The 25,433-nt window shown below is 37.4% G+C and carries 23 protein-coding genes; 18 read left to right on the top strand and 5 right to left on the bottom strand.

Features of this window, described 5'->3' with window-relative positions; translation table 11 throughout:
* Positions 1 to 190 precede the first annotated feature (190 nt).
* Together C3K47_RS03195 and C3K47_RS03190 are read left to right on the top strand one after the other, a co-directional pair.
* Positions 191 to 3,349, top strand: a complete 3,159-nt coding sequence (locus C3K47_RS03195) for a TonB-dependent receptor (RefSeq protein ID WP_103787659.1) — start codon at positions 191 to 193, stop codon at positions 3,347 to 3,349.
* 19 nt (positions 3,350 to 3,368) lie between these two features.
* On the top strand, positions 3,369 to 4,739 hold the full coding sequence (locus C3K47_RS03190) for an alkaline phosphatase family protein (protein WP_103787658.1): 1,371 nt from the start codon (positions 3,369 to 3,371) through the stop codon (positions 4,737 to 4,739).
* 113 nt (positions 4,740 to 4,852) lie between these two features.
* On the opposite strand, the gene C3K47_RS03185 is transcribed toward C3K47_RS03190, so the two are convergent.
* Positions 4,853 to 5,380, bottom strand: a complete 528-nt coding sequence (locus C3K47_RS03185; RefSeq protein ID WP_103787656.1) for a phosphohydrolase — start codon at positions 5,378 to 5,380, stop codon at positions 4,853 to 4,855.
* Between the two features lie 165 nt (positions 5,381 to 5,545).
* Between C3K47_RS03185 and C3K47_RS03180 the strand changes: the two genes are divergently transcribed.
* The 15 genes from C3K47_RS03180 to C3K47_RS03110 all read left to right on the top strand — a co-directional run bounded on the left by C3K47_RS03180 (position 5,546) and on the right by C3K47_RS03110 (position 21,366).
* Positions 5,546 to 5,851, top strand: a complete 306-nt coding sequence (locus C3K47_RS03180) for a DUF6660 family protein (RefSeq protein ID WP_103787654.1) — start codon at positions 5,546 to 5,548, stop codon at positions 5,849 to 5,851.
* Positions 5,852 to 5,920: 69 nt separating this feature from the next.
* Positions 5,921 to 8,095 (top strand): TonB-dependent receptor, encoded by a 2,175-nt coding sequence (locus tag C3K47_RS03175; RefSeq protein WP_103787653.1) that lies wholly within the window; start codon positions 5,921 to 5,923, stop codon positions 8,093 to 8,095.
* A 272-nt stretch (positions 8,096 to 8,367) separates the two neighbouring features.
* Positions 8,368 to 10,188, top strand: coding sequence for a heavy metal translocating P-type ATPase (locus C3K47_RS03170; protein WP_103787651.1), 1,821 nt, complete (start codon positions 8,368 to 8,370; stop codon positions 10,186 to 10,188).
* A gap of 171 nt (positions 10,189 to 10,359) precedes the next feature.
* Positions 10,360 to 12,540, top strand: coding sequence for a 1,4-alpha-glucan branching protein GlgB (glgB, locus tag C3K47_RS03165; RefSeq protein WP_243392487.1), 2,181 nt, complete (start codon positions 10,360 to 10,362; stop codon positions 12,538 to 12,540).
* Positions 12,537 to 13,034, top strand: a complete 498-nt coding sequence (locus C3K47_RS03160; protein ID WP_103787650.1) for a nuclear transport factor 2 family protein — start codon at positions 12,537 to 12,539, stop codon at positions 13,032 to 13,034. Before glgB ends, C3K47_RS03160 begins: the two co-directional genes overlap by 4 nt.
* Positions 13,035 to 13,086: 52 nt before the next feature.
* Positions 13,087 to 14,034 (top strand): 23S rRNA (adenine(1618)-N(6))-methyltransferase RlmF, encoded by a 948-nt coding sequence (gene rlmF / locus C3K47_RS03155; protein ID WP_103787648.1) that lies wholly within the window; start codon positions 13,087 to 13,089, stop codon positions 14,032 to 14,034.
* Positions 14,035 to 14,425: 391 nt separating this feature from the next.
* A complete protein-coding gene (locus C3K47_RS03150) occupies positions 14,426 to 14,869 on the top strand; it encodes a VOC family protein (RefSeq protein ID WP_103787646.1) in 444 nt (147 codons plus the stop codon).
* Between the two features lie 70 nt (positions 14,870 to 14,939).
* Entirely contained in the window at positions 14,940 to 15,368 is a 429-nt protein-coding gene (locus C3K47_RS03145) for a DUF5655 domain-containing protein (protein WP_103787645.1), read from the top strand.
* A gap of 10 nt (positions 15,369 to 15,378) precedes the next feature.
* Complete coding sequence (locus C3K47_RS03140) at positions 15,379 to 15,705, top strand: cupin domain-containing protein (RefSeq protein WP_103787644.1); 327 nt, start codon at positions 15,379 to 15,381, stop codon at positions 15,703 to 15,705.
* 223 nt (positions 15,706 to 15,928) lie between these two features.
* Positions 15,929 to 16,396: a hypothetical protein gene (locus C3K47_RS03135; RefSeq protein ID WP_103787643.1), complete on the top strand. Its 468-nt coding sequence runs from the start codon at positions 15,929 to 15,931 to the stop codon at positions 16,394 to 16,396.
* 170 nt (positions 16,397 to 16,566) lie between these two features.
* A complete protein-coding gene (locus tag C3K47_RS03130) occupies positions 16,567 to 17,193 on the top strand; it encodes a DinB family protein (RefSeq protein ID WP_103787642.1) in 627 nt (208 codons plus the stop codon).
* Positions 17,194 to 17,379: 186 nt separating this feature from the next.
* On the top strand, positions 17,380 to 18,003 hold the full coding sequence (locus C3K47_RS03125) for a DinB family protein (RefSeq protein ID WP_103787641.1): 624 nt from the start codon (positions 17,380 to 17,382) through the stop codon (positions 18,001 to 18,003).
* A 301-nt stretch (positions 18,004 to 18,304) separates the two neighbouring features.
* Entirely contained in the window at positions 18,305 to 19,207 is a 903-nt protein-coding gene (locus tag C3K47_RS03120) for a hypothetical protein (protein WP_103787640.1), read from the top strand.
* Positions 19,208 to 19,396: 189 nt separating this feature from the next.
* Positions 19,397 to 20,287, top strand: coding sequence for a hypothetical protein (locus tag C3K47_RS03115; RefSeq protein ID WP_103787639.1), 891 nt, complete (start codon positions 19,397 to 19,399; stop codon positions 20,285 to 20,287).
* Positions 20,288 to 20,469: 182 nt separating this feature from the next.
* Positions 20,470 to 21,366, top strand: a complete 897-nt coding sequence (locus C3K47_RS03110) for a hypothetical protein (protein WP_103787638.1) — start codon at positions 20,470 to 20,472, stop codon at positions 21,364 to 21,366.
* 102 nt (positions 21,367 to 21,468) lie between these two features.
* On the opposite strand, the gene gap is transcribed toward C3K47_RS03110, so the two are convergent.
* Both gap and pfkA read right to left on the bottom strand, forming a co-directional pair.
* Entirely contained in the window at positions 21,469 to 22,467 is a 999-nt protein-coding gene (gene gap / locus C3K47_RS03105) for a type I glyceraldehyde-3-phosphate dehydrogenase (RefSeq protein WP_103787636.1), read from the bottom strand.
* Between the two features lie 51 nt (positions 22,468 to 22,518).
* Positions 22,519 to 23,499, bottom strand: a complete 981-nt coding sequence (gene pfkA, locus C3K47_RS03100) for a 6-phosphofructokinase (RefSeq protein ID WP_103787635.1) — start codon at positions 23,497 to 23,499, stop codon at positions 22,519 to 22,521.
* A gap of 144 nt (positions 23,500 to 23,643) precedes the next feature.
* Here pfkA and C3K47_RS03095 point away from each other — a divergent pair, with 144 nt between their 5' ends.
* Positions 23,644 to 24,339 (top strand): NUDIX hydrolase, encoded by a 696-nt coding sequence (locus C3K47_RS03095; RefSeq protein ID WP_103787634.1) that lies wholly within the window; start codon positions 23,644 to 23,646, stop codon positions 24,337 to 24,339.
* A gap of 52 nt (positions 24,340 to 24,391) precedes the next feature.
* Here the strand turns inward: C3K47_RS03095 and C3K47_RS03090 are convergent, their stop codons facing one another.
* Positions 24,392 to 25,054, bottom strand: a complete 663-nt coding sequence (locus C3K47_RS03090) for a hypothetical protein (protein ID WP_103787633.1) — start codon at positions 25,052 to 25,054, stop codon at positions 24,392 to 24,394.
* Positions 25,054 to 25,428: a GntR family transcriptional regulator gene (locus C3K47_RS03085; RefSeq protein WP_103787632.1), complete on the bottom strand. Its 375-nt coding sequence runs from the start codon at positions 25,426 to 25,428 to the stop codon at positions 25,054 to 25,056. Before C3K47_RS03085 ends, C3K47_RS03090 begins: the two co-directional genes overlap by 1 nt.
* Positions 25,429 to 25,433: the final 5 nt, after the last annotated feature.

The raw sequence follows: 25,433 nt of genomic DNA, 5'->3' as shown, positions 1-25,433 counted from the left end.
TTTTATGAATTTAAACAACCTCTTTAATGGCTAATTGTTAACCCTCCTTTAACTATTAATATAAGTTTTTATTTAAATGAAATAATAAGATAATATTCTGATAATCAATGTGATTGCAAATTAATTGTTAGTTAAACTCCCGGTAACATAGTGAAAGCATTTTTGAGCTATTCAAAAAACAACTTTCACTATGCAAAAAAATTACAAAAAATCATTCTTACTCTGCATTCTCTTGTGCTTTGTAAGTTTATACAGTATGGCTCAGGCCAATTTTGCCGGTATATCCGGTAAAATAAAGGTGCCTGAAGGAGCAATGCTCAGCAGGGCATCCATCACTGTGAAAAATGAGTCGACAGGCTTTATTGCCAAAGGGATCTCAAATGACAAAGGTGAGTTTCAGTTTAAAGAATTGCCATTAGGTTCTCCTTACTCAATTACCGTTGAAATGGCAGGTATGTCCACCGAGAAACAAACCAACTTTACATTAAACCAAGGTGATCGATTGCAAGTAACCTTTATAATGAAGGAGAAAACTGCAGAATTGGATGTAGTTGTTGTTGTTGCCGGTTCGATAAGAAATAAAATAGAGAACATTGGATCATCAACGGCTATTAAGGCTAAAGATATTTCTAAACTGCCAGTAAATGGTAGAAACTTCACCTCTCTAACAGATCTATCTCCATTAAGTACAGGTAGTAGTCTTTCAGGGCAGTTGCCATCATCAACTAACTATACCATTGATGGTATGGCGGCCAGAGGTACTATTTCCGGAGGATTGCCTACAGGGGCTTATTCAATTACGATGGAAGCCGTTCGCGAGTTTCAGGTAGTGACCAACCAGTATGATGTTACTTTTGGTAATGCCGGGGGCGGAACAATAAGTACCGTTACCAAATCAGGAACCAATACCTTTTCAGGAAGTGCGTTTACCTATGCTCGGAATAATCGTTTATCAAGCCCTTATGGATTAAACGGTTTAAAAAGAGATCAGGACTTTTCAACCTATCAATATGGTTTTTCACTGTCGGGTCCAATTATCAAGGATAAAGCTCATTTCTTTTTGGCTTTCGATCATCAGGCTGATGCTCGTCCATTGATTATTGCTAAAATCCAAAATGCCGCGGATGAAAAACGTTACAATGTTACCCAGGCTACTTTAGATAACTACCTGCTAATTGCCAGAAACAAATATGGAGTAGCTAACTCTTCACAATTTGGTGAGTTCGATAAAACCAAGGGTACCAATGCTGTTTTTGGTCGTGTAGACTGGCAAATAGGTAAAAGCTTACTTACCGTTCGAAATAATTTTATCTATGATATGGATAATCAATCGGATGGAGATAATACAGCTATTAATATTTACGAGGTGTATAGCTCTCGTAGAAGTTTGAATAACAGTTTGATGGCCTCATTGCGTTCGACGCTAAACTCAAATTTGACCAACGAACTGAAATTGCAGCATTATTGGGAATATAATAAGCTGTTTGCCAATGATCAGTTGCCTGAAGACAATATTCCAAGAGCCATCGTGCAAAATATCACCTCAGTAGCTGCTGATAATTCTACCTATACCACGGCAATACAACTTGGTGGGCAGCGTTATGGTGGCGACTATTTTAATAATAACGTGATCCAAGTTGTAGATAACCTGTATTGGAATAAAGGGAAGTTCAATTTCACTTTTGGTGGTGGCTTATCTTTCACCAACCAGAATTCTATTTACGGAAGCGAGATCAACGGGCGCTTTTATTTTACGGGTTTAGAGAACTTTAATAACCAAACTCCGTATCGCTTTGCACGTGAGATCTATTTGTCGGGTGATCAAAATATTAAATTCAATATTTTAACTCCAAACCTTTACGGACAGGTTCAAACGAGTGCATTCCCTGGTTTTGACGTAACTGTAGGTGTGAGGGTGGATTATACCACTTATTTAGATCAGGCTAACTTCAACGAAACAGTTTATAACACTTTAGGATTGAATACCGCCAATAAATTGGCCACACTCCAGGTTCAACCTCGCGCTCAAATAACATGGGATCTTGCTCAAAATGGTAAAGATATCATTCGACTTGGGGGAGGTATCTTAGGCTCAGCGCTTAACCCTTACTCAATGATTAATAATATGTTGTTTGATGGTTCACACATTATGAGTGTTGACTTAAGTGGTAGTGCAGTACCTACTCCTAACTTCATTTCCTATCGTCAGGATCCATCAACAGCTCCGGGACTTGATCTGATCAACAATCCTTCAGTTCCTAAGATGGCTACTATCAATATGAACGGAAAGGATGCCAAGGTTCCAACTGTGTATAAAACAAATGCCTCTTATTCTCACTTTTTTAACCAGAATTTTAGAATGAGCATTAACGGTTATTTAACAATGGGGCGTAATAACTATACTTATTTAGATAGAAATATGGCGGATGAGCCATACTTCCGTATTGCAGCCGAAGATAACCGTGGTGTTTATGTACCAGCTAATACGATCAATACTTCAAATGGTGCCGCCGATTGGACAAAAGGGCGCAAAACAACTGATGTAGGTCGGGTATTACAATTAGAAAGCAAAGGAAAAGTGAATCAGATTGCATTTGTACTTGACGGAACGTATCGTTATTATAAAGATGGAGAGGTTTCAGTATCATACACCTGGAATCAATCAAAAGACAATACCTCATATAACGGTAACGTAGCCAATACAGCTACGCTTGTACAATACATTAAAGATGATCCACGTAACCTTAGTTCAATGAGTTATTCGGATAATCAATTCCGCAATAAAGTAGTATTCTTTGGTACCGCGCCAACGTTTTGGGGTGTAAGTGTTGGTCTTCGTTTCTCTGGAATTTCAGGAACCCGTTATTCTTTAACTGTTAATGGAAACGTAAATGGCGACTTTGTGGCATCCAACGACCTAGCATATATCTATGATCCGAATAATCCCAACACTCCTCAGTATTTGAAAGATGGTATCAATGCCATATTAAGTAATCCGAATGTGGAAAAAAGCACTAAAGATTATATCAGAAGCAATTTTGGTAAAATAGCAGAAAGAAATGGTGGAGAGAATCCATTCTATGGTGTTTTCGATCTTCGATTAATGAAAAAGGTGAAAACCTATAAAAGCCAGTTTGTTGAAGTTTCTGCCGACTTATTCAATATTGCCAATTTGCTGAATAAATCATGGGGAGTAAATCATAACGTTGGAACCACAAGTATTTATACTATTAAAGGTTTTGATCAGAATGCACTTACTTACAAGTACAGTGTAAATACCAATGCCGGAGTTTCAAACTTAAGCGGGAATCCGTACCAAATTCAATTAGGAGTGCGATACGGTTTTTAATTATTCAAAATAAGTTAACATGAAAAAACTAATTATAACAAGTGCGCTGATATTGGCAGTTATTGCCGCATTTACTTCAAAGGTATCGGCTCAAAATGCACAGGCAAAGTATGTTGTTTTGGTTACGATAGATGGTTTCAGACCTGAGTTTTACCTTGATAGTACTTATGCTATGCCTACGGTAAGAGAGTTAATGAAAAATGGTGTGGCAGCGCAAGGATTAAATCCGGTATTTCCATCAGTTACCTATCCTGACCATACAACAATGGTTACCGGGGTAACTCCAGCCAAACACGGTGTTTATTACAATACTCCGTTCGAGGCCGAAGGTCAAAGCGGTAAATGGTATTGGGATTATCAAACTATTAAAGTGGAAACGCTTTGGGACGCCATGCATAAGGCTGGTCGTAAAACAGCTTGTGTACGTTGGCCGGTTACGGTAAATGCACCTATTGATTATCGTATTCCGGAGTATTGGAATCATAAAGACATGAGCGACGCTCGTCCGTATACTTCCGCAGCAACAGCCCCGGCAGGTTTATGGAAGGAAGTACAAGACAATGCAACCGGTGTTTTAGAAGCGAATGATTTAGGTGCAGAAAATAATGAATTGATAGGTGATGAGAATGTGGCCCGTATCTCAAGCTATATCATTCGTAAGTACAAACCTAATTTTATAGCGCTCCATCTAGCATGTACTGATCATTATGAACATGCCGAAGGCCGTGAGTCATACATGGTTCGAGCCGCTGTTGCCGGTGCTGATAGAAACATTAAAACATTAATGGAAGGTATAAACCGTGCCGGAATTGCCGATAGTACCCTGATTGTAATATTGGGCGATCATGGTTTCGAGAATATTTATCGAAGTTTCAATCCTAATTATTTATTGAAGCAAAATGGATTGATTAACGATGCTAAAAAAGGTGATTGGAAAGCGCAGTTTCATACTTCGGGAGGTTCGGCTTTCTTACAATTAAAAGATCCTAACGATAAAGCCACGCTGGCAAAAGTGAAAACCATTTTGCAAAATGTACCTGATTCAGTTAAAAACTATTTTGCCCTAGTTGATAAAGACAAAATGGATGCTATTGGTGCAGATCCGAATAGCCCATTGGCATTAACCGGTTTAAATGGAACTACCTTTGGCGGTAAATCAACAGTTCTTATCGAAAAGTTTGATAAGGTTAGAGGGACTCATGGTTATTTTCCCGATCATAAGCAAATAGAAACCGGTTTTGTTGCTTTTGGTCCGGGACTACAAAAAGGAGTTGTTATTCCGATTATGAATATGGTTGATGTTGCTCCTTTAATTGTAAAACTCTCTGGAATTGAACTAAAAGGAATGCAAGGTCAGGTTCCCGCTGATTTTATTAAAAAGGGCTTATAACGAATTGAAGAAAAGCTGATAAATTTAAAACGGTGCTGAGGGTAATTCCCAGCACCGTTTTTTGTTAAAATATAATTATTGGGAAGTGATCTTCTGTTTCATGTGCCCACCTTTTACCTCTTAAACATAGGCAAAGGGTTAAAAGGATGCTTTAAAAAGTTTAGGGAAGATTGTTTTAATAGAAACGCATGAAATCCTAAATTAGGAAACAGCGCTTTGATCTCATTAATTACTGCTTTACTTAGGTTAAAGTGCAGCGCTCCTTGGGTTACATCAATCCAATCGGCTTGCCGGAATGTTTCCACAGTGTTTTCATAATGACCGGTATAACGGTTTATTTTATGATGCATATCAATCATCAGCGTTATTTCCTCTTGCCAATCCACTCTATTGATACGTAGTAAATATTCATTAGCTAAGGCAACAGATGGATGCAAGTAATCAAAAGTATGGTGGGTCCATATACCTAAATCATGGAAAACAGCTGCTATGGCGTATTTGTCAATATTCTCAACAGTGTTATCAAGCTTAAGACACAGATTAAACACCCGATAAACATGATTTCTATATCGGTTGAAGTCAGCGTTGATCACTGATTTATTTTCTTCCATAACCTTTTCAATGATAGGGTGTGTGAGCATAGGTCGAGTAAAGTAGTGTAGAGTTTTTTATTTAGTAGTCTAAAGTAATCAATCTCTGGAAAAACCAGGTTCCCTAAATGTACCAGATGATTTATGATTTGGGAGTTTTATCAAAATAAAATTGATACAATCAGTCAAGTGCAATTTTGCTTATTATTGCAGTGCATGAAACCTCTTATCGTCATACTGGCTTTTTTTGTGCTGCTGTTATCAGTGGTGCCATGCTGTATGTTCGATAATTGCAATGAGGATGAGGTAAAGAAAGAGTGCTCAACTGCAAAGCAGGTAGAAAAAGATGGTTTGTGTTCCCCTTTTTCAAGTTGTAGCGCTTGTTGTGGTTTTACGGTTTCAATGCAGATAGTTTCATTTGAAACCAAGCCTAAACTTATCATTACTCATTATTCTTTTTACACCGATAACTACCTTTCGGTCTATCACCTTTCTATTTGGCAGCCCCCAAAGCAAGCATAAAATTATTTATTGTTTTAAGCTGCATAAACTTTATGCAGACAATGTTTTATGCTTAATTTTTCATCATAAATGAGATTTATCTTTCTATTTATAATTACTTTATTTTTTTCTTCGACTGCTTTCAGTCAAAATAAATTAGTTGTTTCTGTAAAAAATGCAGAAGACAATGAATCATTAGCCGGAGCAACGGTTATGGTTGAGGGCCTGAAAATGGCAACTAAAGTCAATGCGTATGGGTTGGCCGTCCTTCAAAATATTCCTAATGGTAAGCAACAAATCATAGTAAGGTTTTTGGGTTTTGAAGAAAATAAAACCGAAATCGTGTTTCCTCGAAACACTACCGATACCTTATTGATCAGTTTGCAGCCTGAAGAAGAGGAAATGGATGAAGTTGTTGTCCAATCAACCCGTAGCTCAAGAACCATAAAAAATATACCTACCCGTGTTGAGTTTATAGCAGGTGAGGAATTGGACGAAAAAGCCAATATGAAACCGGGCGACATCAGAATGGTGCTGAGTGAAAGTACCGGAATTCAGGTTCAGCAAACTTCAGCAACAACAGCGAATGCTTCTATCCGGATTCAAGGATTAGATGGTCGCTATACACAAATTCTAAAAGACGGAATGCCACTCTATGAAGGGTTTTCAGGAGGATTGGGGTTATTACAAACTCCCCCTTTAGATTTGAAGCAAGTGGAAGTAGTGAAGGGTTCTGCATCAACCTTGTACGGTGGTGGAGCTATTGCCGGATTGGTAAACCTGATCAGTAAAACGCCAACTCCAAACCGCGAGCTCAATTTTTTCTTAAACGGAACATCGGCGGGAGGTTTAGATTTAAATGGGTTTTTTGCCCAAAAGTTCAATAAAATAGGCCTTACGCTTTATGCGGCACGCAATAGTAATAAACCTTATGATCCCTCGGATATTGACCTAACCGCAATTCCGAAGTTCGAGCGTTATACCATCAATCCTAAACTATTTGTTGATTTTAATAAAAACTTAAAGTTGAACGTTGGGGTTAATATGGGCTTTGAAGACCGGATAGGTGGAGATCTGCATTATATTGATGGTAAAGGAGATACTAACCACAGCTATTTTGAAAATAATAATTCGAATCGGGTTTCGGGACAGGGATCATTGGAATGGAATACGGGGAAGATTGGTAAACTCACATTTAAAAGTAGTTTCAACTCATTTAAGAGAGAACTAACTACTCCTGGTTATGAATTTAATGGCCAACAGCTCGGCTCTTTTTCAGAATTAAATTATGCTGCAAACGGCGAAAAAATGGAATGGGTAGGAGGGCTTAATCTCCTAACGGATAAGTTTACTGAACAGCAATACAATAGTTTTCCACTAAGAAATTATGATCTGCTTACAGTTGGCGGCTTTATTCAAAATAACTGGACAGCGACGGGAAGAATTAACGTTGAAACCGGATTGCGGACAGATTATGTTAGGGATTATGGCTTTGCATTCCTTCCCCGTTTATCGGTTTTGGTTAAATTAAATAACCATTTTAATACCCGAATGGGTGGCGGTTTGGGCTACAAAACCCCAACTATTTTTACTGAAGAAAGTGAGCGCCTGCAGTACAAGGGCGTGTTGCCAATTAATACTGATGAGAACATTCTGGAACGCAGCTATGGCGTTAATTGGGATGTTAACTTTAGCACTTCTCTATTCAACAATACAGTTGGATTATCGATCAATCAGCTTTTCTTTTATACTTATTTAAATAATCCATTGGTATTGCAGAATGAGTCAAACGGTGTTTACAAGTTTGAAAACATTGATGGTTATGGTGATAGTAAAGGTTCTGAAACCAATGCAAAAATTACCTATGATGATTTTAAATTGTTTTTGGGATATACGTATACCGATGCCGAAAACCACTATCAGGGCTTGGTGAAAGAAAATACGCTGACAGCCAAGCATCGTTTAAATTCAGTTTTAATGTATGAGCTGCATGATAAATGGAAGTTAGGTTTAGAGGCTTATTATTTTAGTCCTCAACTATTGTCAGATGGTACCCGAAGTCAAAATTATTGGATCACCGGTTTTATGGCCGAACGTTTATGGGAGCGTTTTTCATTATTCATCAATTTTGAAAACTTTTTGGATGTTCGTCAAACTAAATATGGCAGCATTTACACAGGACCGATTACTAATCCGGTATTTAAAGATCTATATGCGCCTCTGGATGGGTTTGTTGTTAACGGAGGTTTGAAGTTGAGACTGTAATTGATTATAAGTTACGGGTTACTAATTACGAGTTACGGGTTGCTGGGAAATGTTATTCATTCAAACTTGGTCCGTAACTCGTAATACTAAATGAATTAACCTTAAATTCGTTTAATAAGCAAACAGTGAAACTCAATCATAAATATTATCATTCGGAGTGTGAGCATTGTGCAGAGGTTGAAGCAGCGCCTTCAGAACATAAACATAGCCATGCAGAAGTAGTGTCTCAATCATGGTTCATTAGGTATAAATCAGAGCTATTTAGTTTTTTAATGTTGATGATCGGTTTGGTATTCGATCATTATATCAAACCCGGTTTTTTCAACGGTACAGTTCGCTTTGTCTGGTATTTGCTTGCCTATATTCCGGTTGCCTGGCCTGTTATTAGAAAAGGATTTGCACTTATTGCTAAAGGCGAAGTGTTTACAGAGTTTTTTTTGATGGGCCTTGCTACAATTGGAGCCTTTGCCCTTGGTCAATATCCTGAAGGGGTTGCTGTAATGCTTTTTTATGCGGTGGGTGAACTGTTTCAGGAAGCTGCTGTTAGCAAAGCAAAAGGAAATATTAAAGCCTTGCTAGATGTAAGACCGGATAGTGCTAATGTATTAAGGAACGATTCTTTTATTACTGTAAATCCTGAGAAGGTGAATGTTGAGGAAACCATTCAGATTAAAGTAGGAGAAAAAGTACCGCTGGATGGAATTATGCTTTCTGATCAAAGTAGTTTTAATACTTCTGCTTTAACCGGAGAAAGCAAGCCAAAAACGATCCGTAAAAATGAACAGGTGTTGGCAGGCATGCTCAATCTCGATCGCGTTATCCAACTAAAAGTAAACCGTAAATACTCCGAAAGCAGCTTAGCTCGCATTCTTGAACTGGTTCAAAATGCTACGGCAAAAAAAGCTAAGACCGAACTGTTTATCCGAAAGTTTGCCAAAGTCTACACCCCGATTGTGGTTTACCTTGCAGTTGCTTTAACTATACTTCCTTTCTTTTTTGTTGAACATTATGTATTTGGGGATTGGTTATATCGTGCGTTGATCTTCTTGGTAATATCATGTCCCTGTGCTTTGGTGATCTCCATTCCACTAGGATATTTTGGAGGTATAGGAGCGGCTTCTCGTCATGGAATTTTGTTTAAAGGTTCTAATTACCTCGATCTTATTGCTAAGGTAGAAACAGTTGTTATGGACAAAACAGGAACATTAACCGAAGGGGTTTTCAATGTTCAAAAAGTGAATTCTAACGGATATGATGAAAAAGAATTCATAAAAATGTTGGGTGCTCTCGAAAGTAAATCCACGCATCCTATTGCCAATGCCATTGCTGATTATTCGAAGAATGGAGTTGAACAGTTAGCAATAACAAATGTTGAAGAGCTTGCCGGTTTAGGATTGAAAGGGGAGTGGCAAGGAAAACAGCTGCTGGCGGGAAACAGTAAGTTGATGGATAGATTCGATATTATTTATAATTCGGATTTAAAAGGAATCGCTGAAACAACTGTTATGATGGCTGTTGACGGCAAATTTGCAGGGTATGTTCTTATTGCCGACCAGGTTAAACCGGATGCCAAAGAAGCAATTGAAGAATTGCATATTAATGGAGTTCGCCAAACGGTATTGCTTTCGGGCGATAAAACTTCCATTACACATAAGGTTGCCCGCTTTTTGGGTATTGATCAGGCTTTTGGTGATCTATTGCCAGAGCATAAGGTTAAAAAGCTTGAAGAAATTAAGAAAGGTAAACCGGGAGTAGTGGCATTTGTAGGAGATGGAATAAATGATGCACCGGTTTTGGCATTGGCCGATGTAGGTATTGCAATGGGTGCCTTGGGTAGCGATGCAGCTATTGAAACAGCCGATGTGGTGATTCAAACCGACCAACCCTCGAAAATAGCTACTGCCATTAAAATTGGACGAGCTACCAAGACCGTTGTTTGGCAAAATATTGGACTGGCATTCGTGGTAAAAGCAGCTGTTTTAATTTTAGGCGCGGGAGGGCTTGCTACTATGTGGGAAGCTGTTTTTGCAGATGTAGGCGTAGCCATGCTGGCTATTCTAAATGCAATAAGAATTCAGCGGATGAGATTTTAGATGAATAAAACCACCGGGTTTCACGCTAAAACACTTAGTTTATCCAAATACGCAGTGTCACTCTATGACCTCTGTGGTTCAATTTTACCTTCGCTTAAAAAACCTAACGTTTCTATCCTTCTTTTTCCGATATTTAGGCTTATTAACGCGATATAACATCCATCAAACTCTATGACTTCTTCCGTACAATCTTATAGTCGATTCTCCGATTTCGATATCAGTCTATTTAAAGCCGGTAAACATTTTAGATTATATGAAAAACTTGGTTCACATGTGGTAGAACACGATGGTGTAACCGGGACTTATTTTGCCGTTTGGGCGCCTAATGCCACTGGGGTTTCGGTTATTGGTAATTTTAATGGATGGAATAGTGATGCACATATTTTAAATGCCCGATGGGACTCGTCAGGGATCTGGGAAGGTTTCATTCCGAATATTGGTAAAGGCGAAGCATATAAATATTTTATCAGAACACACGAAAATGGCTACTTTGAAAGAGGTGATCCCTATGCTTTATTTTGGGAAGAGCCTCCTCGTACAGCTTCAATAGTGTGGGATACCTGGTACGAATGGAATGACCAGGAATGGATGAATAGAAGGAATCAGAAAAATGCCTTGGATAAGCCGATTTCAGTGTATGAAGTTCATTTGGCTTCTTGGCGCCGCGATCCTTCCAACCCCGATCGTTTTCTTTCTTATCAGGAGCTGGCCCATCAACTGGTTGAATATGTAACCCATATGGGCTTTACCCATGTGGAGTTTATGCCGATTATGGAGCATCCATTCTCGGGATCATGGGGTTATCAGGTTACCGGCTATTTTGCGCCAACAGCTCGTTTCGGTACACCCCAAGATTTTATGTTTTTGGTTGAAAGTCTGCACAATGCCGGAATTGGAATTTACCTTGATTGGGTTCCTTCGCATTTTCCAGGAGATGCACATGGTTTATACAATTTTGATGGTTCGCATTTGTATGAGCATTCTGATCCTCGTCAGGGCTTTCACCCCGACTGGAACAGCTATATTTTTAACTACGGAAGAAATGAGGTTCGTTCATTTTTAATTAGCAATGCAATTTTCTGGCTCGATCGTTATCATGCAGATGGTTTACGTGTTGATGCCGTGGCTTCAATGCTGTACCTCGATTATTCACGTAAAGAGGGTGAATGGGTGCCTAATCAATATGGTGGCCGGGAAAATCTGGATGCGGTTTCGTTTATGAAAGAACTTAACGAAGTGGCTTACGGAAATTATGGCGATATACAGATGATAGCTGAAGAATCAACCTCATGGCCGGGTGTTTCACATCCTACATGGCAAGGTGGTTTAGGTTTTGGTATGAAATGGATGATGGGCTGGATGAATGATACGCTACGATATTTTTCGAAAGAACCTGTTTATCGTAAGCATCATCAGCAAGACCTTACTTTTAGTACAGTTTATGCATTTACCGAGAATTTTATGCTGCCGCTTTCGCATGATGAGGTGGTACATGGTAAAGGTTCATTAGTGAGTAAAATGCCTGGAGACGAGTGGCAGCGTTTTGCCAATTTAAGAGCGCTATTCGGCTTTATGTTTACTCATCCCGGAACAAAATTGTTGTTCCAAGGGTGCGAGTTTGCTCAAACTGCCGAATGGAACCACGACCATTCGCTCGATTGGCATCTAACCCAATTTGAACCTCACAAAGGCATGGAAGATTTAGTGAAGGACCTGAATCAACTTTACCGCAATGAGCCAGCCCTGTTTGAAAATAATTTTTCAGGTTATGGCTTTGAATGGCTTGATCAATCGGATGCAGAGAATTCTGTATTTCTATATTGCCGCAAAGGCCATAACTGGCAGGAATATGTAGTAATAGCGGCCAACCTAACACCGGTGGCCCGTCATAATTACAGGATCGGTCTACCTCACAATGGCGTGTGGACGGAGATATTTAATACCGATAAACATGATTACTGGGGTAGTGGAGTGGTGAATCCTTATCCGCTAGAAGCTGAAATGCAACCGCAACACGGCAAAGCACAGTCTATTTCAATTAGCCTGCCTCCATTAGGTGTTACTATTTGGAAGCTAAAGGATCATCCTTCGTTTAGAGAACACATTGAAAAAACAGAAACAGGTGCTTCGAAGGAAAAACCGGCTAAGTCAAATGGCGTAAAAGAGGAAAAGAAGGAAACAGCAACGCCATCAGAAAATTCGGGGAAAGCTCAAGATATATCAGCTGAAAATACGAAGACGACAACACAAAAAGAGAAGTCGGTTAAGTCTAATGGAGTAAATGCGGAAAAGACGGAATTCACTGAGCCTAAAAATGGAAATGGTAAATCAAAAAAAGCATCACCAAAATGAAAACTAGAATTTTAATACTCTTTGTTTTATTTGCATGGACTTCCAAGGGACAAACTTCCACTGCTTATCCTTCAGATGAAAAGCAATTGTATAAAGTCCTGTTTGCGTTGGACAGTAGCTTATTTGCAACGGCTTATACCTGTCAGCCTGAGATTACAGAGAAGTTTTTTACAGATGATATGGAGTTTTACCATGATAAAGGAGGCATAACCATTTCTAAAGCTGCATTCATCGCTAACTTGAAAAAGAACTTTTGTGATCCCAACCGAGAAGTTGGACTGAAGAGGGTTTTAGTTCCCGGAACTATGAAAGTTTATCCAATGGGAAATTATGGGGCAGTTCAAAACGGAGAGCATTATTTCTACGAGGTATATAAAGACGGTACTGAAAAACGTGTAGGAATAGCCAAATTCACTCATTTGTGGATGTTTAAAGATGGCGTTTGGAGAATTTCAAGGGTTATTAGCTATGATCATCAACCAGCAAGCAATTAATCTTTATAATGAACGATCTTTCAACGAAATTTGCCTTTTAAATAATTAGGGCATGCAGTTGAAAAAAGATTCGGTTGAAAAGACAAACTTACATCCACGCAATAAGCACAGAGGGCGGTATAATTTCCCTGAACTGATCAGTGCTTGCCCTGAACTTTCAGCTTTTGTCTCAGAAAACAAGTTTGGTATTGAGTCAATTGATTTTGCCAATGCAGCAGCAGTAAAAATGCTGAATAAATCATTGCTGAAGAATTTTTATCAAATTGATTATTGGGACATTCCTGCAGGTTACCTATGTCCGCCTATTCCGGGCCGTGCTGATTATATTCATTACCTGGCCGATTTATTAGCTGAAGCCAATAATGGTGTGGAGCCACAAGGTCAAACTGCAAAGGTTTTAGATATTGGAACGGGGGCTAATTGCATTTATCCCATCATAGGAACCACAGAATATGGATGGAACTTTGTTGGCTCTGATATTGACATTCGATCAGTTCAATCGGCTGAAAAAATAATTAAGGCAAATCCAACCCTTCAATCTAAAATTGAACTTCGTTTACAGAAACATTCTAATCAGATATTTAAAGGATTAATAAAGACTGAAGATCGTTTTCATTTAACACTTTGCAACCCACCTTTTCATTCATCGGCTGCAGAGGCTGCTTCAGGCACCAACCGGAAATTAACTAACCTTGGTAAAAAACAAGGTCATAAGCCTGTACTTAATTTTGGAGGTCAGCATAATGAACTTTGGTGCGAAGGAGGAGAGTTTGAATTTATAAGAAAGATGATCAATGAAAGCACAGCTTTTTCGAAGCAATGCTTATGGTTTACTACCTTGGTTTCAAAAAGCGTTAACCTAAACGGAATTTATACATTGCTTAAACGTGCTGATGTACAAGAGTTTAAAACTGTGGAAATGAGCCAGGGTAATAAGGTTAGTCGGTTTGTAGCCTGGACTTTTCTGACTAAAGAGGAACAGGAAAAGTGGATTTTATAATGTTTTTTCAATAGTCAATCTGAATATAAAAATACTCATAAATGAGTATTGCCTAGCTACCCTAATGCGTCTACTTTTGCTTCGTAACCTTTACAATCATTCAGCAGCTAATGCAAATGATAAACTGTCTGGAAAGCAAAAAAGACTTTGAATGGTTACCAACAAAATTGCTTGTCATTGATGGCGAGGTTGGCCGCAAAAAAGAAAAATAATTTAGCCCGATTAATCGGGCTTTTTTGTTTCTTAATTTTTAGCTTGATTATCAGAAGATCTAAACAAACTGTAAGCTATAAGTTACGTTTTGGGTATACGTAGAATTGTATATTTCTGTAACTTCCATCCTTCAAAAATTAATACCTATCTGTCTATTAACCTTTAAAACTAATTTAAAATGGCAACTACAATCAATCCCTATCTTACTTTTGAAGGTAAGTGTGAAGAAGCTTTTAATTTCTACAAGTCGGTTTTTGGTGGCGATTTTGCCTTTGTCGGACGGTTTAAAGATATGCCTCCACAAGAAGGAATGCCTCCAATGCCAGCCGGATCAGACGATTTATTAATGCACATTTCTTTGCCCATTGGTGGCGGTTCAGTGTTAATGGGAAGCGATACATGTCAAGGTTTTGGTCCTCCAGTAACAGTAGGTAATAATATCACTATCTCAATAAGTGCTGATAGCAAGGAAAGCGCAGATCGTTTGTTTAAGGGATTATCTGCAGAAGGTACAGTTGCAATGCCGATGGGGGATACTTTTTGGGGATCTTATTTCGGTATGTTTACCGATAAATTTGGCATTAACTGGATGGTTGGTTTTGATAAAAATTCTCCTAGCTAAGCAAAAGCTTTAAACCGAAAAAGTATAAGGGAGCCTATGGGCTCCCTTTGATTTAATTAGATATTAAGCTATGTGGATTTGCCCGCTTTGCCAGCAGAAGTTTCTTCACCAAAACCAAAATCATTCATGCAATGATCGAACACTGGAAAGTTTCCTCGAGGGGAAATCAGAAATTACCACTCAAGTATTTAATCGATTTGTTGACGAGTATCGCAAGATCGGTGATTTTGTATTACATCCGGCGAAATCGAAAATTGGCTTTGCCGCCAAAATCAGGTTTTGTTCCATCATTAATTTAGGTAAAAATTATATTGATGTGGTTTTTCATCTGAATCAACTGTATGAAGATAATTTATGCTTTCATAAAATGGGACAAATTCCCGGTTCGAACACATTCAATCATCATTGCCGGATATTTTCTGCTGATGACATAAATGATGAACTTAAACAATACATGCTAATAGCATATGATTTGGGTATAAAGAAGGAAAACTTATAACACATTTAATATGAATCTATCTACAGAAAAAGCTTTACAAACATTAAAAGACAGCAAGCAATTATTTACAGAAATATTTAAGCATGGTACTTTATCGGTGGAGGTTTACAAACCCGAAAAGGTTGATCATCAGCAGCCACATGATCGTGATGAAATTTACGTAGTGATCGCAGGAAGTGGTGATTTTTATATGAACGGGGAAGTCTTTCCTTTTACAGCGGGTGAATTTTTATTTGTTCCGGCTGGCGTTGAACACAGATTTATGAACTTTACAGAAGACTTTTCGACCTGGGTGTTTTTTTATGGACCTAAAGGAGGGGAGAAGGCTGATCAGTAAAATAAAAATTTATTTTTTGCGTACTTATTAAGGTTAGTTCGGCTATTTATGAATTCAAAGATCAAAACATATTTTAAGAAGATTGGAATTCTTGGCTTTTTGTTCTTCTTGGTTAAGGGCCTGATTTGGCTCTATTTCTTTTATTTTCTGAAAGAGCAATTGGATTAATAATCCTGTCGACTTCGCGAAAAATCAACAATACATTATAAATACCTATTAAAGAATGAAAAGAAACACAGCTCTCTCGGTAATGGCGTTTGTTTTTATAATAGCCTGTAACTCTAAAACAAATAAAACAACGGTTCAAACGGATTCAGTAAGCACTTCTGATTCACCCAAATCAAATGAATATTGTTATTCATTTATTAAGGATAAAGACAGTGTTTTATTACGGTTTAAAATGTCGGATGACAGCCTGATTCTTGGAACGTTGAATTATAATTTCTACGAAAAAGATAGTAATAAGGGCAATGTGCAAGGTATGTTAAAAGGTGATACATTATTGTTGGATTATATTTTTCAATCGGAAGGAATTGAGTCAGTGCGGGAAGTGGCGTTTCTTAAAAAAGGAGATGACTTTGTGGAAGGTTACGGAGAAACAGTTGAGAAAGATGGCAGGCTGATGTTTAAAGATCACAAATCGTTGAATTTTAATAGCAAAGTGGAACTTAAGCCAAGTGAATGTAAGTGATGATTTACATGTTTGTCAATAATAAGATATCAAAAAGAAAACCCCGGTGAATCCATAAATCGGGGTTTTGCTTTGCAGTTCTTAGAGAAAAAGATTGACCGCCAAATCGATCCTTTTCTTTGTTTGAACCAAAGATTTTTCTTTAATTGACACAAACAACTTATGTGGAAATGAAAGCAAAACTAGCCATCCGAAAAACCCTGGCATTGATGTGTATTGCCTTTGCAATGCCTGTTTTTTCCTTAGCACAAGAATTGAGCAAACAGGAAAAGGACTACGCTCTTCAACTACTTCAAACAACCAAAGAGAAATTTCTTTTTCAAATTGAAGATCTAACGCCGGAGCAATGGAACTATAAGACAGATTCACTGCATTGGTCAATTGCTGAGTGTTCCGAACATATTGCAATTTCCGAAAAAACACTGCTGAGTTTAGTGAATAAGCTCATGGCTGATCCGGCAAATTCAGCGATGCGAGCTGAAATGAAATATAAAACCGAGGATCTGGTTAAAATGGTTCAGAACCGGTCGGTTAAGGCAAAGGCACCTGAGATGCTTAAACCTACTCACCGATGGAAAAACGAGGAAGATCTAATGGCTGAGTTTGAAACAGATCGCCAGAAAACTATAGATTTTATGAAGTTAGCCAACAATGAGGTGAATACTCATTTGATGCAACATCCTGTCTTTGGGTACCTGGATGCTTATCAGTGGGTTGTTTTATTAGCAGCCCATAGTTCACGTCATACCGCGCAAATTATGGAGATAAAATCCTCTAAAGGATATCCTAAACTATAATGAGTTAAATAAAAGACTCCGTGAATAAACAAAGTGGCTGTCAAAACAAAGGCAGCCACTTTTTTATGGGTTTATAGCAAGGTTCATGCACGAGTTTTTTGATTGTTCTCTAACAGGATTGTTAGATCGGTGGTAGATTATTTCTAACTAAATTTCATTAACTTGATTTCCTAAATCGCTCTCGCTATGAAATTTAAGACCCCAAAACAACCCGTTTTTTTGGCTCTGGTACTGTTTGTATCATTATTGCCAAGGGTTCTCTTTGCTCAGCAGATCAGCAAAGATGAGCGTGAATATGTACTTAACTATCTTCAGAAAACCAAAACTAACTTTCTGAATTCTATTAAAGGCTTGTCTGATGCCCAATGGCATTATAAAGCAGATTCGAGCCGTTGGTCGATAGCCGAATGCGCTGAGCATATCATCAAAGCCGAAGCAATGATTAGAGGTTATGCGCTCGATTCAATAATGAGTAAACCGGTTGATCCGGCTAAAAAGGTTACCATTAAAACGGAAGATATTTCTGCTATGATCGAAGATCGCAGTCATAAAGCAAAAGCTCCTGAAATGTTAGTTCCCAAAGATGTTTTCGCCACACCGGCTGATGCAGTTAAAGCATTTGAAGGTGAACGTCAGAAAACTATCGATTATATTAAAAAGACTAAGGACGATTTGCACGGACATATTGGGCAAAGTCCTTTAGGAATGCTGGATGCGTATCAATTTCTCGTTTTGTTAACCGCCCATAGTGCACGTCATACAAAGCAAATTGAAGAGGTGAAGAACTCTCCAGGGTATCCTAAACTATAAAAAATCGTTGTATACACGTACAAGGCGATTCTATAAGAATCGCCTTTTTTATGCAGTTAAAACACGTATTATATAGCCGACCTTTACGCTTTTTTATCTTCTGTTCCCTTCTTATTAGCTAGGCGCCTCCGATTGTCTCTTTCGTTTCTGGATTTTCATTAGTAGTTAATTATAAGTAGTTAATACATAGTTAATTAGGTATTTATACGCTGATGCTCCCTTTTCCCTTTTTCTACTTTTACCTCGCCTTTAAAAAACAGGCATTAACATTCTAACTCAACAAATTAATTATCTAATCATTATGAAATCTAAATTAATCGCTACAGTAATTTTATTTTTTACAGTAACAAGCTGCCAAAAAAGCCAAACCCTTACCGGTGAACTGGATGTTGAACCAACAAAAGCTGCCAATCAAAAAAGCGTTGAAGCGCTCCCTATAGTTTGTACTCAAATACCCACCGAGTTGAAATATGGAGATGCAACTTTTGCTTTTGAGTATGCAACCGGCTCTAGCACTCTGACTAAAGTGACCATTAGCAAAGCCGGGACTATTAAAAGAGTTATATCACTTCAATATAACAGATCACTTAAACCAATCCGTATAAATGTAACAGATGGCGCCGGAGTTTTATCCCATTATTATAAATTCACCTATTCAACAGTTATTCCAGCGTTGTCAAAAACAGAATTATATAAAGGTAATGGGACTTTAATTGGTAACCTATTAACAACCTATAACGCCAATGGTACAATTAACAAGTATGATCCTCCAGCTGATTGTGGGCAATATGATTCGGATGATTACTTAAGATTTACTTATAAGGCTGCAAATAATTTTAATCTAGAGCAAATGTGGGAGGTAACTGATCCTTATATGGATAATCAGGCCTATTTTTTCGAAAGTTATGATACGAAGAGTGGTATTTTTAAACATGTAAAATATATAGACTGGTTATGTAATAACATTAATGAACGTGCTGTTGATGGTCCTTTTTTCATCTTTAATAACCAAAATAATGTTTTGTCACAAGATTTTTGGTTCAATGATAACATTATGTACGAATCAAGTTATTCCTTTACATATGACAATTGCGGATATCCTGTAAGTGGAGTAGCTTCAGTTCAATTTCATAATACTACTTACCCAGAAAATGATCCTCCTGCTGAAATAAGGAATATATCAGTAAAATATAAATCACTATAGGTTCTTTTTATCGGAAACACCCGGCAATTTACCGGGTGTTTTTTTTGAATGACTTTAAACGGTTTATTCTATTTGCCGTATTTCTACTCATAATTAGACCTTTATTATTTAATACTTTTATATCACCTTGATTAACAATGTGTTGATTGATAGTCAATTGTTGAACTAACCAAATTGTATCTAATCATTATGAAAGCAAAATTTGTAATAGTATTGGTGTTGTTTGTCGCAATTGTCAGCTGCAAAAAAGACCAGGTCTTAGATGAACCACCATCAAATGAAAGTAAGGCTAAAAGTGCAGAAGCTGCAACAACAATCACAAGTTGTCGATTGGTTCCGACTAAACTTATTATTGGAAACAAGCGATACTTTTTTACTTATGCTAATGATACTTCAGCACGGATAGCTTCAATTAAATTTATGGAAGGCATTGATACCACTAAGAAAATATTCTTTGAATATTTGGCTAATTACAGGTTAAATAAGATTACAGTTAAAGATGGTCAGGACGTTATTAGTCATTACTATTTATTTAAATATTCAAGCAGAACCGGCCAGTTAGCAAATACTGCGATTTATAATGCACAAAATGCCTTGATTAATAAGCTCATTATCACATTTAATCCGGATGGTACCATCAACAAATTTGATGCATTAGAGGATTCTTATGAAGAAACTAATTATACACTACTTGGCTATCATCCTGGCAGAAACTTGCACATGTTAATTGAATCGATAATAATAGAAGGGCAGGGGTTCGAGTTTAACAACTATGATGGCAAGAATGGGATCTTTAAAAATGTGTTATACATGGATTGGGCATTTACCAGTATAAACAAGGATTATTATTTCAATTCCTCCACTTTTCTTTTCAACAATCAAAATAATTTCAGGTTTGTTAAATACTGGCCTAACGATACTGAAATTTATGAAACAACATACAGATTTGGCTACAATAAATGTGGCTATCCATCGATCGGAACAGTTTATATCTCAACCTATATTACTCTTATACCTGATGATATACCACATCTTATCGCTGTCGATGCCCTTTCGGTTGAATATAAAAGTTTACCCTGATTAGATTAGAAAATAAAATCGACTTGAGATAAACTGCAATGTTTTTGTTTAACATGCTTATATACAGGTGTTTATTTTAAATTTTAATGCTGGAATTTTTCTGTCTGATTGTTCATTGCCCAGCTCTAATTATACCTTAATAAACGAATTTTAATTCTTCTACTAAACCTAATTTGTTTACTATGAAATCTAAATTAATCGCTGCACTAATGTTATTCTTTGCAATAACTGGTTGTGAAAAAACTCAAACTTTACAGGAAGATCAAAGTGTAAATCCTGAAAAGCAAAAAGAAGTGGAAGCCTTGGATTTAAATTTAAATCCACAATGCTTATTGCTTCCAACAGAAATAACATTCGGAGATCGGATGCATAAATTTTTATATGTTAAAAAAACGAATCTACCCAAGAAAATAACGATAAGCACTTCAGGAGTGGTTAACCGGATTATCCAATTTCAGTATAACAAATTTTTAAAACTTACTCGAGTGAACATTGAAGATGGCAGTGGAGTATTGCATCATTTTTATAAATATTACTATAACGGGCTTGCTTATTCTAAAACCGAACTGTATAGTGGCAATGGAACCTTAGTGGGTGAAGTAAAAATTACATTCAATCCCAATGGTACTATTGATCAGTATGAACCTCCATATGGCTCTGCCTATGATACAGAAGATAAAATTTATTTAGATTTTTGGAATGTTACCTCTAAAAACCTTCAGGGACTTGATGAGGTATTTCCTGTGGATTGGCAATCCTATCAATTTGATAACTACGACAACAAGAATGGCATTTTCAGAAATGTAAAATACATTGATTGGGTTTTTTCTCAGGTTTTCAGAAGAGGTCCAAATCTGGATTTCCCAATTTTTAATAACAGAAACAATTTTTTGTCACAACGGTATTGGTTAAATAATAATCATGTTTTTGATTCGAGTTATGTTTTAAACTATAACAGATGTGGTTACCCTGTAAATGGAGTTATAACAACAGTAGAGAAAAATCTTGCTTTTGAACCTGCGGAAATTATTTCCACTGAGCAAGTGAATATTTCGATAAAATACCAAACTGTTTTCTAGAAATATATAGTCTAATCAAAGCTATGCTTTTAAAGAGAGGGTAATGAAAAACGCCTTGCAGGTTCCTGCAAGGCGTTTTTTGTATTATAATTTCTTATCGGATTACTTTACAGTAGCGATATATTCAATTAAGTCAACGATTTTGTTTGAGTAACCCCACTCATTATCGTACCATGAAACCACTTTTACGAAGTTATCAGATAAAGCGATACCTGCTTTAGCATCGAAGATAGAAGTACGAGCATCTCCGGTGAAATCGGTTGATACTACTTCATCTTCAGTATAACCTAAAATTCCTTTTAATTCACCTTCAGAAGCATCTTTCATCGCTTTTTTGATATCCTCATAAGAAGCTGCTTTTTCTAAGCGAACAGTTAAATCAACTACAGAAACGTCGGCAGTAGGAACGCGGAATGCCATACCTGTTAATTTACCTTTAACAGCAGGAATTACTAAACCTACAGCTTTAGCTGCACCTGTTGAAGAAGGGATAATATTTTGGTAAGCACCACGTCCGCCTCTCCAGTCTTTAGCTGAAGGACCGTCAACGGTTTTTTGAGTAGCGGTAGCAGCGTGAACAGTTGTCATCAAACCTTCAACAATGCCAAATTTATCGTTTAATACCTTTGCAACAGGAGCTAAACAATTGGTGGTACAAGAAGCGTTTGATACGATATTCTGATCAGCAGTTAAACTTTTGTGGTTAACACCCATTACGAAAGTAGGGGTATCGTCTTTTGCTGGAGCCGACATAACTACTTTTTTAGCACCGGCCTGGATGTGTTTAGCTGCAGTTTCTTGCGTTAGGAATAAACCGGTTGATTCGATGATGTATTCAGCGCCTATTTCATTCCATTTAAGGTTTGCCGGATCTTTCTCAGCAGTTACACGGATAGTTTTTCCGTTTACCACTAAGTTTCCGTCTTTAACCTCAACAGTTCCATCAAAACGGCCATGAGTTGAATCATATTTTAACATATATGCCATGTAGTCAACTTCAATTAAGTCATTGATACCTACAACTTCAACACCTGGTCTGTTAATGGCAGCGCGGAAAGCTAACCTTCCGATACGGCCGAATCCGTTAATTCCAATTTTCATGTTAATCTAATTTTATAATAGTTTGTGAAATTTGCTTGCGTTTTTTGCTGCTTAAATAGCCAGGATGTTAACCAGTTCAATTAATGAATCATCCATTTCGGTTTTATTCTTAATGGCTAAATCAATACTGGTAAGGGCAACATGGTTGCTGATCATTCCTGCCATTTTACGGTTATGGCCCTTTAATAAGGCTTCTACTGCCGCCTGACCTAAACGACTGGCAAGTACACGGTCGAAGCTGGTTGGACTTCCTCCGCGTTGAAAATGGCCCAAAATGCTTACTTTAGTGTCGTAGTTAAAGCGTTCTTTTACCTTTTCAGCAATAGCAATTGCACCTCCTCCGTGTTCTCCTTCAGCTACAACAACAATACTTGAGGTCTTATGGTTTCCTAAATCCACCATTAATTTATCAACAAGATCATCAACTGAGGTTTCTTTTTCTGGAATTAATACCGCTTCGGCTCCTCCGCCAATTGCCGACCATAATGCAATATAACCTGCATCGCGGCCCATCACCTCAACAAAGAATAAACGATCATGTGAGGCTGCTGTATCTCTTATTTTGTCAATGGCTTCGATAACGGTATTATTAGCCGTATCAAAACCAATAGTAAAGTCAGTTCCAAACAGGTCGTTGTCAATTGTCCCAGGTACACCAATCACCTTTATATCATATTCTCGGGATAATATTTCGGCTCCGGTAAAGCTACCATCTCCGCCAATTACTACCAATGCATCAATTTCGTGCTTAACTAAATTGTCATAGGCTGTTTTTCGACCTTCGGGAGTTTTGAATTCTAAACAACGGGCAGTTTTCAGGATGGTTCCCCCTCGTTGTACGATGTTACTCACTGATTTTGAGTTTAGAGGCATGATCTCGTTGTTGATCAGGCCCTGATAACCTTGCATTACGCCAAACATTTTGGCGCCATGGTAAATACCTGTTCGTACAACTGATCTTATACAGGCATTCATTCCGGGAGCATCGCCTCCGGATGTTAATACTGCAATTCTTTCAATTTTTTTCCCCATAAAGCGATAAAATTACAAAATTTATCGAGAAACATTGAGTACTTTTAATATTTCATTCTGTATTTTGTCTCTCGTGCAAAAATAATAATATTGTGGTTTTATTTTGTAAACTTAGTGTAATTTATACAATATCCTATTTTTTTGATGGAAATTAATGACCTGCCTAAACTACATTCCGACTTTTCAGTTGACTGTGTAGTGTTCGGTTTTGACAAGGGGGAGCTCAGAATCCTGCTGATTGAACGTGCTGAAGAACCTTTTAAAGATTATTTAGCATTACCCGGTAACCTTGTTTACGACAATGAAAATATTGATCAGGCGGCTAATCGCGTATTAACTGAGTTGACCAGTTTGAATGATGTATACATGGAACAACTCTACACTTTTGGAGATGTTAACCGACATCCCCAGGGGAGAGTAATTACAGTAGCTTATTTTTCACTGATCAAAGTGAAAAAGCACACACTCAATCCGTTAAGTACTTATGCTAAAAAAGCGCAGTGGTGTGCGGTTGCTGATTTGCCACCTTTGGCATTCGACCACCAACTGATCTTGGAAAAAGCCTATAAGCGCCTTCAAAATAAAATAAGGTATCAGCCTATAGGTTTTGAGTTGCTTCCCGAAAAATTTACTTTAAGCCAGTTACAGCAATTGTATGAAGTGATTTTAGAGAAGCCTATTGATAAACGAAATTTTAGAAAGAAAATTTTAAGTTTTGGACTTTTAATTGAGCTTGACGAAAAGCAAAAGAATGTATCGCATCGGGCCGCAAAACTTTATAAATTTAATAAAACCCGCTATAATAATTTAAAGAAAATGGGATTTTCTTTTGAGTTGTAATTTTATTGGAATCAATAGAAAAAAGAGGGAAGAGCTTCCCTCTTTTTTTTATTTACTTTGTACTGTTTAGCAACAACCTTATATTTTTCATTAGGCCACTGACGCTGACAGTTGAATCTACTTTGCCATTTATTGTTTTTATTTCTTCTGAATCAAGAGTTAATTCAGATTCGGTAGCTTTCAAATTCATGTAATCGAATTTTGTATTCCTTCTTAATATTATCGATCCATTTTTAATATCGAAATCAATTGAATCCGCAGTAAAAGAGTCTAAGACCAGTTGTCCGCTTTGAAGTGTAAAGTCTAACATTCTTTTAGCGCTATTGAAATTTCTAATTTCAATAGTGCCCGCCCCACTGTTTACTTTATTAACTATGACATTAGGACAATTAACTAGGTTCAAATGAAGAAAATATCCGGTATTATTAGGCGAATGTCTCTCATCTTTAATGTACAAGGTATCTTTGCGTGTTTTTATAAGAATTGAATCCTTTAAAAAATCAGGCATTTCAATTGCATTTTTGCCAGGTTTAATTTCTAAATGGGAATAATTTAGTTTTTCAATTACAACCACATTTATTTCCCCATCGAAAGGGTCATTTATCATGTTAATAGCACGTGATGGTAGCTGTGTTTTTAATAACTGTGCCGAAATCGGTATTAGCCCAATTAAGATGGCACAAACAATTAATAATATTTTATTTGAAGTCTTCATTAATTTACGTTTAGGTTAGCGGTATAATTTTGGTAACGCTCCTCCAATTCTCTAATTGATATACCTAACAGATGCATGTTTTTAAATAAAGGAGGCAAGTCATTTTCAATAAACTGTTTGCGTTTGTAAAGCTGTACTTTTTCATATGTATCTAAACTCGTAAAAAAACCAACACCACGTTTATTACTGCAAATAGTTTCATCCTGCAATATTTCATACGCACGCATAATGGTATTGGGATTCACTTCCAGCGTAATAGCCAATTCGCGTACAGATGGGATACGCTGTTCAGGCAGCCAGATGCCACGCAATATTTGTTCGCAAGCATAATCTACAATTTGTAAATAAATAGCTTGTTGTTCCCGGAATTGCATATCGC

Source organism: Solitalea longa, assembly GCF_002920915.1.
Taxonomy (GTDB): Bacteria; Bacteroidota; Bacteroidia; order Sphingobacteriales; family Sphingobacteriaceae; genus Solitalea; species Solitalea longa.
The sequence above is the reverse complement of the archived record's forward strand: the minus strand, read 5'-3'. Positions and strand labels throughout refer to the sequence as shown.